Below are 13,187 nucleotides of genomic sequence, written 5' to 3'. Positions count from 1 at the left end.
TTACCCGGCCCATCGTTGCACAATGCGGATTTTGTTTTTACAATGCGGAAAGAGGTCTAGGTGTAAACACGGGTCGCGAACCGGCCCGGCTAGCGCTAAAGTGGTGTTACCTACCCGGTGGCACAGAACGAAAACTTCAAAGAAGGAGACTCAAACATGGCCGACCAGCCGAATGCCCTGCCTGCCGATACCGACCCGCAGGAAACAAAGGAGTGGATCGACGCCCTCGAAGGCGTCATCAGCAACGAAGGCGCCGACCGCGCCCATTACCTGATCGAGAAACTGATCGGCCAGGCTCGCGAGGACGGCATCGACATCCCGTACTCGGCCAACACCGAATACATCAACACCATCCCCGCCGATCAGCAGCCCAAGTACCCGGGCAATCCGGACCTGGAAATCAAGATCCATTCCTACATCCGCTGGAACGCCATGGCCATGGTCGTGCGCGCCAACAAGGACACCAACGTCGGCGGCCACATCGCCTCCTTCGCTTCGGCCGCCGCGCTCTACGACGTCGGCTTCTCGCATTTCTGGAAGAGCCTCGACCACGACACCGGCGGCGACCTGATCTTCTTCCAGGGCCACTCGGTCCCCGGCGTCTATTCGCGCGCCTTCATGCTCGGTCGCCTGAGCGAGGAACAGATGGACAACTTCCGTCAGGAAACCGACGGCAAGGGCATCTCCTCCTACCCGCACCCGTGGCTGATGCCGGACTTCTGGCAGTTCCCGACGGTGTCGATGGGCCTCGGCCCGATCCAGGCCATCTACCAGGCCCGCTTCATGAAGTACCTCGCCTCGCGCGGCCTGATCGACGCCGCCAAGGCCGAACAGCGCAAGGTGTGGGCCTTTTTGGGGGATGGCGAGACCGACGAGGTCGAATCGCTCGGCGCCATCGGCATGGCCGGCCGTGAAAAGCTGGACAACCTGATCTTCGTCATCAACTGCAACCTGCAGCGCCTCGACGGCCCGGTGCGCGGCAACGGCAAGATCATCCAGGAACTGGAAGGCGAGTTCCGCGGTGCCGGCTGGAACGTCATCAAGCTGATCTGGGGCACCCATTGGGATGCCCTGTTCAACCGCGACAAGAAGGGCATCCTGAAGAAGCGGATGATGGAGCTGTGCGACGGCGAGTACCAGACCTTCAAGGCCAAGAACGGCGCCTACGTGCGCGAGCATTTCTTCAATACGCCGGAACTCAAGGAACTGGTCGCCGACTGGACCGACGACGACGTCTGGAACCTGAACCGCGGCGGCCACGACCTCTTCAAGATCTTCGCCGCCTACAACGCCGCCGTCACCCACAAGGGCGCGCCGACGCTGATCCTGGCCAAGACCATCAAGGGCTTCGGCATGGGCCAGGCCGGTGAGGCGATGAACATTTCCCACCAGCAGAAGAAGATGGACAAGGAGCAGATCGGCCGCTTCCGTGACCGCTTCGCCCTGCCAGTGCCGGACGACAAGCTCGAGGAACTGCCCTACCTGAAGTTTGCCGAGGACTCCCCCGAATACCAGTACATGCGCGACCGCCGCATGGCACTCGGCGGCTTCCTGCCGTCGCGCCGGCGCAAGGCCGAGCCGCTGGCGATTCCGGCGCTCGACAAGTTCGAGGCGCTGCTCAAGGCCTCCGGCGAAGGCCGCGAACTGTCCACGACCATGGCCATTGTGCGCATCATGAACATGCTGCTCAAGGACAAGCAGGTCGGCCGCAACGTCGTGCCCATCGTGCCGGACGAGTCCCGCACCTTCGGCATGGAAGGCATGTTCCGCGCCGTCGGCATCTGGAACCAGCAGGGCCAGAACTACGTGCCGGAAGACCATGACCAGCTGATGTTCTACAAGGAGTCGAAGGACGGCCAGGTGCTGCAGGAAGGCATCAACGAGGCCGGTGCGATGAGCGACTGGATCGCCGCCGCCACGTCCTACTCGGTGCATGGCGTGCAGACCATCCCGTTCTACATCTGCTACTCGATGTTCGGCCTGCAACGCGTCATGGACCTCGTCTGGGCAGCCGGCGACCAGCGCGCCCGCGGTTTCCTGGTCGGCGGCACCGCCGGCCGCACGACGCTGAACGGCGAAGGCCTGCAGCACGAGGACGGCCACAGCCACATCCTGGCCAACCTGATCCCGAACTGCCTGTCGTACGACCCGACCTTCCAGTACGAAGTCGCCGTGATCGTGCAGGACGGCCTGCGCCGGATGAACGCCGAGCAGGAAGACGTCTTCTACTACATCACGGTGATGAACGAGAACTACGAGCACCCGGAAATGCCGGCGGGTGCCGAGGCCGACATCATCAAGGGGATGTATGCCTTCAAGAAGGGCGGCGCCGGCGACCTGCGCGTGCAGTTGCTCGGCTCGGGCACCATCTTCCGCGAAGTCATCGCCGCCGCCGAGTTGCTCAGGAATGACTGGGGTGTCGAGGCCGACATCTGGGGCTGCCCGAGCTTCAACGAACTGGCCCGCGATGGTCAGGACGCCAGCCGCTGGAACCTGCTCCACCCGCTGGAAGCGCCGAAGCTGTCGCACGTCGAGCAGAAGCTCGCCGGCACGAGCGGCCCGGTGGTCGCCGCGACCGACTACGTCAAGCTGTTCGCCGAGCAGATCCGTCCCTTCGTCAAGAGCACCTACGTGACGCTGGGCACCGACGGTTTCGGCCGCTCCGACACCCGCGAGAAGCTGCGCCACCACTTCGAGGTCGACCGTCACTGGGTGACGCTGGCGGCGCTGAAGGCGCTGGCCGACGAAGGCAAGATCGGCCGCGAGAAGGTCGCTGCCGCGCTGGTCAAGTACAACCTGGATCCGGCCAAGCCGAATCCGCTGTCGGTTTAAGGGAAGGAGACCACCATGAGCCAACTCATCGAAGTCAAAGTCCCCGATATCGGCGATTTCTCCGAAGTGCCGGTGATCGACCTGTTCGTCAAGGTCGGCGACAGCATCAAGGTCGACGACGCCATCGCCACGCTGGAATCCGACAAGGCCACCATGGACGTGCCGAGCACCGCTGCCGGCGTCGTCAAGGAAGTGCTGGTGCAGGTCGGCTCCAAGGTCGGCGAAGGTTCGCTGCTGATCAAGGTCGAAGCCGGTGAAGCCGCTGCGGCGGCGCCTGCTCCTGCAGCCGCTGCACCCGCCCCCGCTGCCGCCCCGGCCGCTGCGCCGGCAGCCGGCGGTGCGCTGGTCGAGGTCAAGGTGCCGGACATCGGCGACTTTTCCGAAGTCCCGGTCATCGACCTGTTCGTCAAGGTCGGCGACACGATCAAGGTCGACGACGCCATCGCCACGCTGGAATCCGACAAGGCCACCATGGACGTGCCGAGCACCGTCTCCGGCATCGTCAAGGAAGTGCTGGTGCAGGTCGGCTCCAAGGTCGGCGAAGGTTCGCTGCTGATCAAGGTCGAAAGCGGCGCCGCCGCCCCAGCCGCTGCCGCCCCGGCGCCGGCTCCAACGGTCAACACGGAAAACAGCCAAAAAACGGCGTCGACCGTGCAAACCGCCCCGGCTGCCGCCCCGGCCTCGCTGCCGGCCGCCCAGCCGCAGACGCTGGGTCTCGGCGCCAAGGTGCATGCCTCGCCGTCGGTCCGCGCCTATGCCCGCGAACTGGGCGTCGATCTGTCCAAGGTCGCCGCCACCGGTCCGAAGGGCCGCATCGTCAAGGAAGACCTGACCAAGTACGTCAAGGGCGTGCTGAGCGGCGCCATCTCCGGCCCGGTCGCTGCCGGCGGCGGCATCAGCGGCGGCGGCACGCTCGACCTGCTGCCCTGGCCGAAGGTCGATTTCAGCAAGTTCGGCGAAATCGAGGTCAAGCCGCTGTCGCGTATCAAGAAGATTTCCGGCCAGAACCTGTCGCGCAACTGGGTGATGATCCCGGCCGTGACTTACCACGAGGACGCCGACATCACCGACCTGGAAGCTTTCCGCGTGCAGTTGAACAAGGAAAACGAAAAGGGTGGCGGCGCCAAGCTGACCATGCTGGCTTTCCTGGTCAAGGCTTGCGTCAAGGCCCTGCAGAAGTTCCCCGAGTTCAACGCCTCGCTGGATGGCGACAATCTGGTGCTGAAGAAGTACTTCAACATCGGCTTCGCCGCCGACACGCCGAACGGCCTGGTCGTGCCGGTAATCAAGAACGCCGACCAGAAGTCGGTCTTCGAGATCGCCCAGGAATCCGGCGACCTCGCCAAGCAGGCGCGCGACGGCAAGCTCAAGCCAGCCGACATGAGCGGCGCCTGCTTCACCATCTCGTCGCTCGGCGGCATCGGCGGCACCTACTTCGCCCCGATCGTCAATGCGCCGGAAGTGGCCATCCTCGGCGTCAACAAGTCGGCGATGAAGCCGGTCTGGGACGGCAAGCAGTTCGTGCCGCGCCTGACCCTGCCGTTGTCGCTGACCGCCGACCACCGCGTCATCGACGGCGCGCTGGCGACCCGCTTCAACGTCTATGTCGCGCAGCTGCTGGCCGACTTCCGTCGCGTCGCGCTGTAAGGGGGAATGACCATGAGCAATCTGGTTGAAGTGAAAGTCCCGGACATCGGCGATTTCGACAGCGTGCCGGTCATCGACCTGTTCGTGAAGGTCGGCGACAGCATCAAGGTCGACGACGCCATCTGCACGCTGGAATCCGACAAGGCGACGATGGATGTGCCGTCGCCGGTCGCCGGTACGGTCAAGGAAGTGCTGGTGCAGCTCGGCGCCAAGGTCAGCGAAGGGGTTCTGCTGATCAAGGTCGAGGCGGGCGCATCGGCCGCTTCGACGGTCAACGCCGAAAATGGGCAAAAAACCGCGTCGACCGTGCAAGCCGCTCCGGCGGCGCCGGCACCGGCCGCCGCCAGCCATGCCGGCGGCGCCGACGTCGAATACGACATGCTGGTGCTGGGCGGCGGTCCGGGCGGCTATTCCGCCGCCTTCCGCGCCGCCGATCTGGGCCTCAAGACGGTCATCGTCGAGCGTTACGCAACGCTCGGCGGCGTCTGTCTGAACGTCGGCTGCATCCCGTCCAAGGCGCTGCTGCACGTCGCCGCGATCATCGAGGAAGCACAACACGCCAATGACCTCGGCGTCAGCTTCGCCGCCCCGACGGTGGACGTGGACAAACTGCGCGCCCACAAGGAAAAGGTCGTCGGCAAGCTGACCGGCGGTCTGGCCGGCATGGCCAAGGGCCGCAAGGTCGACGTCGTGCGCGGCTTCGGCACCTTCCTCGATCCGAACCACCTGGAAGTCGAAGTCACCGACGGCGCCGGCCAGGACAAGACGGGCGCCAAGAAGGTCGTCAAGTTCAAGCAGTGCATCATCGCCGCCGGCTCGGCGGCCGTGCACCTGCCCTTCATCCCCAAGGACCCGCGCATCGTCGATTCGACCGGCGCGCTGGAACTGCGCTTCGTTCCCGAGAAGATGCTGGTCATCGGCGGCGGCATCATCGGCCTGGAAATGGCCACGGTGTACTCGACGCTGGGCGCCAAGGTCGACGTCGTCGAAATGGCCGACGGCCTGATGCAGGGCCCCGACCGCGACGCCGTCAAGGTCTGGGAAAAGCAGAACGCCAGCCGCTTCGACAAAATCATGCTGAAGACCAAGACCGTGGCGGTCGACGCCAAGGACGACGGCTTGTATGTGAAATTCGAGGGTGAAGGCGCCCCGACCGAAGCGGTCAAGTACGACATGATCCTGCAAGCCGCCGGCCGCGCGCCGAACGGCAAGAAGATCGGCGCCGACAAGGCCGGCGTCATCGTCGACGAACGCGGTTTCATCCCGGTCGACGCGCAGATGCGCACCAACGTGCCGCACATCTTCGCCATCGGCGATCTGGTCGGCCAGCCGATGCTGGCGCACAAGGCGGTGCACGAGGCGCACGTCGCGGCGGAAGTCGCGGCCGGCCACAAGGCTGCCTTCGACGTGCAGGTCATCCCGGGCGTCGCCTACACGCATCCGGAAGTGGCCTGGGTCGGCTACACCGAGGACCAGGCGAAGAAGGAAGGCCGCAAGGTCGAGACCGCCAAGTTCCCGTGGGCGGCTTCCGGTCGCGCCATCGCCAACGGCGCCGACTACGGCTTCACCAAGCTGATCTTCGATGCCGAGACGCACCGCGTCATCGGCGGCGCCATCGTCGGCCCCTCGGCCGGCGACATGATCGGCGAGGTCTGCCTGGCGATCGAAATGGGCTGCGACGCCGTCGATATCGGCAAGACCATCCACCCCCATCCCACCCTGGGCGAATCGGTCGGCATGGCCGCCGAAATCGCCCACGGCTCCTGCACGGACGTTCCGCCGCCGCGCCGGAAGTAAAGGCCTCTGCGTTACGCTAAGTTCTTTAGCGTTCGGTTTGGGCGACGGCTAACCCCGTCGCCCTTTTTTTATCCTGCTTACGGTCGACCGCAGGAGAACGCTAAAATCGGCGCATCCTCTGCCTTCCCAGTCCCAGCCATGCACAACCAAGCACCGCAAGCGCGCCGCAGCGCCGACGAACAGGAACGTCTGGAAGCGATGTTGCGCGACATGTTCGAACACCGGATCAGCTTCAGCGAACTGCTCGGCTTCCGGATGAGCTCATTGGCACCGGACAAGGTTCAACTGACTTTCGAGATGCGGCCGGAACTGGTCGGCCATTATTTGTACGGCCGTCTGCACGGCGGCGTCATCGCCACGGCGCTGGACACCGTGGCCGGGCTGGCGGCGATCGTTGCCATCGCCGAAAAGTACGCGCACGAATCCGCCGAACAGGTTGCCCACCGCTTCGGCCGCATCGGCACCATCGACTTGCGCACCGATTTCCTGCACCAGGGCATCGGCAAGACATTCACCGCCACCGGCCGGGTCACCCGGCTTGGCGGCCGCATCGCGTCGATTCAGATGTCGCTGGAAAACGAAGGCGGGCTGCTGATCGCCACCGGCAGCGCCGCCTACGTCGTCAGCTGAGGGTCAAAGCAGCGGCACGCCCTGGTGTTCGCCGCGCTCGTAGACCACGTTGGCGCGACCGACGATCAGCGGATCGAGATTGCCGATCCGCGTCGTGTCCTTGTTGGCATACGGCAGCTTGTGCAGCACGTAGCGCATCGCATTGAGGCGCGCGCGCTTCTTGCAATTGGACTTGATCACCGTCCACGGCGCATCCGCGGTATCGGTATGGAAGAACATCGCTTCCTTGGCCTTGGTGTAATCGTCCCATTTGTCGAGCGAGGCCATGTCGATCGGCGACAGCTTCCACTGCTTCAGCGGGTGCACCTTGCGCTCGCGGAAACGGCGACGCTGTTCTTCCTGGCTGACCGAGAACCAGAACTTGATCAGATGCGTCCCGGTACGCGCCAGCATGCGCTCGAACTCCGGCGCCTGGCGGACGAATTCGGCGTATTGCTGATCCGAACAGAAGCCCATCACCCGTTCGACACCGGCGCGGTTGTACCAGGAACGGTCGAACAGCACGATCTCGCCATTGGTCGGCAGATGCTGCACATAGCGCTGGAAGTACCACTGGCCCATTTCGGTCGGCGTCGGTTTCTCCAGCGCGACGACGCGGGCGCCCCGTGGATTCAGGTGTTCCATGAAGCGCTTGATCGTGCCGCCCTTGCCCGCCGCGTCGCGGCCTTCGAACAGGATCACCACTTTCTGGCCGGTTTCCTTGACCCAGGCCTGCAGCTTGAGCAGTTCGACCTGTAGCCGGTACTTCTGCCGCTCGTAGTTGCGGCGCTGCATCAGGTTCTTGTACGGATAACCGCCTTCGCGCCAGTCGCTGGCCAGTTCCTCATCCGGGTTGGCCTGCAGCGAATCGACGGTCAGTCGCTGCTGACTGAGCAATCCCTTGAGCAGGGCCAACCCTTCTTCCGGCTGCGAATTGGCCAGGATATCGCGCATCGCGGCCAGTTTCTTGGCCTGCGCCGCGTCGACCGCGTTATGCACGGTAAAGCCTTCAATGCCTTCGGCCGACGGGTTCGGCGGCACGTCGCCCTGGCTCACCTGGCGGGTACGCGGACGGCGAACCGCTGCCGGCTTGTTGCCTGCGGTCGACGTCGTTGCCGCTTGTTTTTTTGTCGTACTGACCATCTTGCCCCCTGTGCGTATGCCAAAAGGCTCATTTCACGCCTCTGCGCGCGACTTGTCCAGAGGCGGGGCTCAGTCGATCAATTCCACCGGAATCATGGCCCGCAGCACAGTCTGCGTTTCACCGCGACGCAAACGGTTGGACAGCCACCACAGCGCCCCTTTCTTGATGCTCCAGTCGGCTTCCTGGCCGGCCAGCAGCAGCGAGGCCAGGCGCCCCAGCGCCGGCTGATGACCGACGACCAGCACCGATCCCGGCGCATCCGGCCAACCGATGGCGGCGATCAGTTCCGACACGCAGGCATCGGGCCCCAGTTTTCGGTGGGTCTCGAAGGGCAGCTTGAGCGCTTCCACCGTCTGCTGGGTACGCACAGCCGGACTGACCAGAATGCGCAAATCCTTCGGTTGATGGGCGTGTATCCACGCCGCCATCGTTTTCGCCTGCTTCTCGCCGCGCGAGGTCAGGCGCCGTTTCAGATCATCTTCGCCATCCTCGGCTTCGGCGTGGCGCCACAGCAGCAAATCCATGGTTGTCTCCGCAAAGGCCGCCATCATGCGCAAGCGATGTTACCGGAACATGTCAGCCGGCATGCACCGCATTCGTGCTGCGATATGACATCGATGCCTCGAAACGAAGCGGCGACTTCAGCCACGGACTGTCGCATTCGCCACACCGCCGGCCAGGCAGGCATAGCGGGATGGAAGATCGCCGGGCAAACGCCAGCCGAGCAGCAGTTCTTCGGCATCGTAGACCGAGGCACCGGTCGACAGCACATGCTCCGCAAGCGTGGCGAAGGCCGCCAGGCGCATCCAGAACAGGCTTTCCTCATTCAGCGGGACTGACATGAGCTTCTCCCAGGAACAGACACCCGCCATTCCTAGCAAGATGCATCCCAGGCCGCCTGAAAAGACAAACGGCAACCCGAAGGTTGCCGTCTGAACGAAACTTGGTGGCCTGGGGCGGAATCGAACCACCGACACGCGGATTTTCAATCCGCTGCTCTACCAACTGAGCTACCAGGCCAAGAGAGGCCGCATTATAGCGACCCGCCACGCGCTGCGCAACAGGATTTCACGTTTTCCGGCAGTCGACCGCATCAGGGGCCGATCGGCGGCGACTGGCGGTACAGCTCCGAAAAATCGTCGGGCGGCGGTGGCGGCGGCAAGGGCGGATACCAGGCGGCGAAAGCGACGCGCGCCACCGCCCCCTTGCCGCGCGGATTCGGCCGAAGGCTGGCGGTGGTGCCGTGCTGGCTGGCAATCTCCTGCACGATGGCCAAACCGAGCCCGCTCCCCTCCGTCGTCGCGTCATCCACCCGGTAGAAACGCTCGAACACCAGTTCGGCCTGATCCTCGCTGATACCGATTCCGTCGTCCTCGACCTCGAGCAGGATGGTCGGTGCGATATGCAGGATGCGGCAGGTGACGTGTCCGCCATTGGGCGTATAACGGATGGCGTTGTCGATCAGGTTCTTGACCAGTTCGCGCAGCAGCAGCGGGTTGCCGCTGATGATTGCCTTGTCCTCGGCCTCGAAGCCGAGATCGATTTCCCTGGCCAGCGCCAGCATCACCCAGTCCTCGACAATCTCGCGAACCACCGGCACCAGGTCGAAAGGTTCGTGCTGCAGCTGGCCGCTCTCGCTGCCTTCGGTGCGGGCCAGCGTCAGCAACTGGTTGATGAGCCGGCCGGCACGATCGACCCCGGTGGCGATCTGCTGCAAGGCATGCCGCAGCGCAGCCGGATCGGTTTCGCGCATGGCGAACTGGGCCTGCGTCTTCAGCCCGGTCAGCGGGGTACGCATCTGGTGTGCGGCGTCGGCGACGAAACGCTGCTGGGCTTCGACGTTGCGCTTCATCCGTTCGAGCATGGCGTTGAAAGCGTCGACCAGCGGATCGAGCTCTTCCGGAACCCGTCGGGTGGCGATCGGCGAAAGATCGGCCGGATGGCGCGTCTCGATCGTGTTGCGCAGACGGGTGAGCGGCCGCAGACCGCGCGACAACCCGAACCAGACCAGCATGACGGCCAGCGGAATGATGATGAACTGCGGCAGGATCACGCTGGCAACGATCTTGTTGGCCAGCTGGGTGCGCTTTTCGGTGGTTTCGGCCACTTCGACCAGCACCCAGTCCTGCTGGGCCATGCCCGGTTCGGCCAGCCAGGAATAGGCGACGCGGATATCCTGGCCGTTATATTCGATATCGCGGAAATAGGTTTCGCCGGGAACCAGATCGCCATCCGGATGCGCCTCCGGCTCCGGCAGATCCTTGTCGCCGACCAGCAGGCGGCCATCGCGATCGAGCACGTGAAAATACACGCTGTCCATTTCGTCGGCCCGCAGGATGGCCCGCGTCGACTCGTGCAGGGAAACGACCGGCTTGCCGTCGACCAGACTGACCTGACGGCTGATGGCCATTACCCGTTCGCGCAGCGCCTGGTCGTAGGGAAACTTGGCGACGTTGTTGGCGAAATAATGGGTGAAGGCGATCGACAACGGCCAGACGAACAGCAGCGGCGCCAGCATCCAGTCGAGGATCTCGCCGAACAGCGAGCGCTCGCTTTCGCTTTGCGCGCCGGTTTGATTAGTTCCCTTGCGGTCGCTCAAGGCAGTATCCCAGGCCGCGGACCGTGGCGATCCGGACGCCGCCGGGTTCAAGCTTCTTGCGCAGGCGATGCACGTAAACCTCGATCGCGTTGTGACTGACCTCCTCGCCCCAGCCGCACAGATGATCGACCAGCTGGTCCTTGCTGACCAGACGGCCCATGCGGTTGAGCAGAACTTCGAGCAGACCGATCTCGCGCGCCGAAAGATCAAGCGCCTGACCATCGATCTGGGCGATCCGCCCGACCTGGTCGTAACTCAGCGCACCGCACAGGATCACCGGTGCCGTCCCGGCCGAACGCCGGGTCAGCGCCCGCACGCGGGCTTCCAGTTCGGCCAGTTCGAAGGGCTTGACCATGTAGTCGTCGGCCCCCAGATCGAGCCCCTTGACCCGGTCCCCGGTGCCGTCGAGCGCGGTCAGGATCAGGACCGGCAACTGGGAATTCCGGGCACGCAGGCGCTTGAGCACTTCCAGCCCGGGCACCTTGGGCAGTCCGAGGTCGAGAATCAGCAGGTCGTAACCGACGGCGGCCAATGCGGCTTCCGCTTCCAGTCCATTCGGCGCCCAGTCCACCGCGTAACCCGCCTGGCGCAGCGAACGGGTCAGACCATCGGCAATGATGGTGTCGTCTTCAGCAATCAGAATACGCATTCTCGGAATTTCCCACCGGCATCATTTTAGTAAGCGCTGTGTAAGGCTGCGGCCTTAATCTGTCCGGGCTGTTCTCCTTTTATGGTCTTGGAGTTTGCGGTCACCCGCAACTCAGGGGGTTGACCCGATCCTGCACTGGGCAGCCCCCTACCGTTTTTTTCGCTCCCCAGTTTAACAAAGAAACCCGCCGGCCGATGTCGCCCGGATTTCCTGCTTCGCTTGCGGTCGACCGCAGCACGACGGGAAAAACGCTCAGCGCGAGCTGCGGTAGGACAAGCCCACACCGGTCTCCGAACGAATGAACTGCGCCGCATAACCAGCACGATCCTCGGCGGCCCGCGGCGAGCGATCAAAGCGCGAGAACAGCCAGATACACAGGAAGGCCAGCGGCATCGTCAGCAAGGCCGGCGAAATCAGCGGAAACGGGGCCGATCCCACGGGCATCCGCAGCACGCCTTCCCAGACCGGCGGGGACAACAGGCTGAGCGCGGTCGACGACAACAACCCGGCAAATCCGCCCAGCGTTGCCCCACGCGTCGTGCAGCCCTGCCACAGCATCGCCATGACGAGCACCGGAAAGTTGGCCGAACAGGCGATCGAGAAGGCGAGCATGACCAGCACCGCCACGTTCATCCGCTCGCACAGGATACCGAGAGCGACACCGACGACACCGAGGGCAAAGGAAGTCAGCTTGGCGACGCGCAACTCGCGGCCGGACGAACTCTCGCCGGCACACCAGACGCTGGCGTACAGATCGCGGGCAACCGCCGACGCACCGGACAAAGCCAGACCGGCAACGACCGCCAGAATGGTGGCAAACGCAACGGCGGCGAAGAATCCGAGAAAGACGTCGCCGCCCAGCACCGAGGCAAGATGGACCGCCGCCATGTTTTCACCGCCGACCAGGCCACGCGCCGGCAGCCCGCCGACGAAATGCCTGGCCGGATTGCCGTAGAGCAAGGCGATGGCACCGAAACCGACGATGAAGGTGAGGGCGTAGAAGTAGCCGATCCAGCCGGTCGCCCAGGCCACCGAACGGCGTGCCTCCTGGGCGCAGGTCACCGTGAAGAAGCGCATCAGTACATGTGGCAGGCCGGCCGTACCGAACATCAGGGCAACGCCGACCGACAGCGCCGACCAGGGATCGCGGATCAGGCCGCCCGGCCCCATGATCGCATCGTGCGCCGGATGTGCCGCCACCGCATGGGCAAACAGCGCATCAAGGTCAAAGCCGACATGCAGCATCACGCCCAAGGCCATCACGGAGGTGCCGACCAGCAGCAGCACGGCCTTGGTGATCTGCACCCAGGTGGTCGAGGTCATCCCGCCCACCAGCACGTAGGCCAGCATGGCGATGCCGACCAGGATCACCGCATAAGCGTACTCGAGCCCGAGCAACAACTTGATCAGTTGCCCGGCGCCGACCATCTGGGCGACCAGATAGAAGACGATGACGATCAGCGACCCGCTGGCCGCGAAGACGCGGACCGGCCGCTGGGCAAAACGGTAGGCCGCCACGTCGGCAAAGGTGAACTTGCCGAGATTGCGCAGACGTTCGGCCAGCAGGAAAGTGATCACCGGCCAGCCGGCCAGCCAGCCCACCGAGAAGATCAGCCCGTCGAAACCGCTGGCGAAAACCAGGCCGGAGATGCCGAGCAGCGAGGCCGCCGACATGTAGTCGCCGGCAATCGCCAGGCCATTCTGAAACCCGGTCACGCCCCCCGCCCCGGCGTAGTAATCCATCGACAGTCGCGCCCGGCTGGCGGCCAGCCGCGACACCCAGAGCGTGATGCCGATGCACAGCACGAAAGTCACGACCACCGTCCAGTTGGTCTGCTGACGGACGAAATGACCGATCCCCCGCTCGCCGGCCCAGGCCGCTGCAGACCCCAGCACCAGCAGACACGCCA

At 64.4% G+C, this 13,187-nt stretch carries 10 protein-coding genes and 1 tRNA gene; 4 read left to right on the top strand and 7 right to left on the bottom strand.

Features of this window, described 5'->3' with window-relative positions; genetic code table 11:
• The first annotated feature begins 156 nt into the window (after positions 1-156).
• The 4 genes from aceE to L0962_RS13665 all read left to right on the top strand — a co-directional run bounded on the left by aceE (position 157) and on the right by L0962_RS13665 (position 6,906).
• Positions 157-2,832 carry a pyruvate dehydrogenase (acetyl-transferring), homodimeric type gene (gene aceE / locus L0962_RS13680; RefSeq protein WP_234087011.1) on the top strand — a complete coding sequence of 892 codons (2,676 nt, stop codon included), beginning with the start codon at positions 157-159 and terminating at the stop codon, positions 2,830-2,832.
• 15 nt (positions 2,833-2,847) lie between these two features.
• Positions 2,848-4,479, top strand: coding sequence for a dihydrolipoyllysine-residue acetyltransferase (gene aceF / locus L0962_RS13675; protein ID WP_234087010.1), 1,632 nt, complete (start codon positions 2,848-2,850; stop codon positions 4,477-4,479).
• A gap of 12 nt (positions 4,480-4,491) precedes the next feature.
• On the top strand, positions 4,492-6,276 hold the full coding sequence (gene lpdA, locus L0962_RS13670) for a dihydrolipoyl dehydrogenase (RefSeq protein WP_234087009.1): 1,785 nt from the start codon (positions 4,492-4,494) through the stop codon (positions 6,274-6,276).
• A gap of 138 nt (positions 6,277-6,414) precedes the next feature.
• Positions 6,415-6,906 (top strand): thioesterase family protein, encoded by a 492-nt coding sequence (locus L0962_RS13665; protein WP_234087008.1) that lies wholly within the window; start codon positions 6,415-6,417, stop codon positions 6,904-6,906.
• A 3-nt stretch (positions 6,907-6,909) separates the two neighbouring features.
• On the opposite strand, the gene ppk2 is transcribed toward L0962_RS13665, so the two are convergent.
• From ppk2 to actP, 7 genes are all read right to left on the bottom strand, one after another.
• Complete coding sequence (ppk2, locus tag L0962_RS13660; RefSeq protein WP_234087007.1) at positions 6,910-8,028, bottom strand: polyphosphate kinase 2; 1,119 nt, start codon at positions 8,026-8,028, stop codon at positions 6,910-6,912.
• Between the two features lie 69 nt (positions 8,029-8,097).
• Complete coding sequence (locus tag L0962_RS13655; RefSeq protein ID WP_234087006.1) at positions 8,098-8,553, bottom strand: histidine phosphatase family protein; 456 nt, start codon at positions 8,551-8,553, stop codon at positions 8,098-8,100.
• A gap of 117 nt (positions 8,554-8,670) precedes the next feature.
• Positions 8,671-8,871: a hypothetical protein gene (locus L0962_RS13650; RefSeq protein WP_234087005.1), complete on the bottom strand. Its 201-nt coding sequence runs from the start codon at positions 8,869-8,871 to the stop codon at positions 8,671-8,673.
• 102 nt (positions 8,872-8,973) lie between these two features.
• Positions 8,974-9,049 (bottom strand) — tRNA-Phe (locus tag L0962_RS13645).
• Between the two features lie 73 nt (positions 9,050-9,122).
• Complete coding sequence (locus L0962_RS13640; protein ID WP_234087004.1) at positions 9,123-10,628, bottom strand: sensor histidine kinase N-terminal domain-containing protein; 1,506 nt, start codon at positions 10,626-10,628, stop codon at positions 9,123-9,125.
• Entirely contained in the window at positions 10,606-11,277 is a 672-nt protein-coding gene (locus L0962_RS13635; RefSeq protein ID WP_234087003.1) for a response regulator transcription factor, read from the bottom strand. The genes L0962_RS13640 and L0962_RS13635 overlap by 23 nt, the downstream gene beginning before the upstream one ends.
• Before the next feature lie 252 nt (positions 11,278-11,529).
• A complete protein-coding gene (actP, locus tag L0962_RS13630; RefSeq protein ID WP_234087346.1) occupies positions 11,530-13,173 on the bottom strand; it encodes a cation/acetate symporter ActP in 1,644 nt (547 codons plus the stop codon).
• Between the last annotated feature and the right edge of the window lie 14 nt (positions 13,174-13,187).

The organism is Azonexus sp. R2A61 (assembly GCF_021401135.1).
In the GTDB taxonomy this organism is placed as follows: Bacteria; Pseudomonadota; Gammaproteobacteria; order Burkholderiales; family Rhodocyclaceae; genus Azonexus.
Note: the sequence above shows the minus strand (reverse complement) of the source record. Positions and strands in the feature narration are given on the sequence as shown.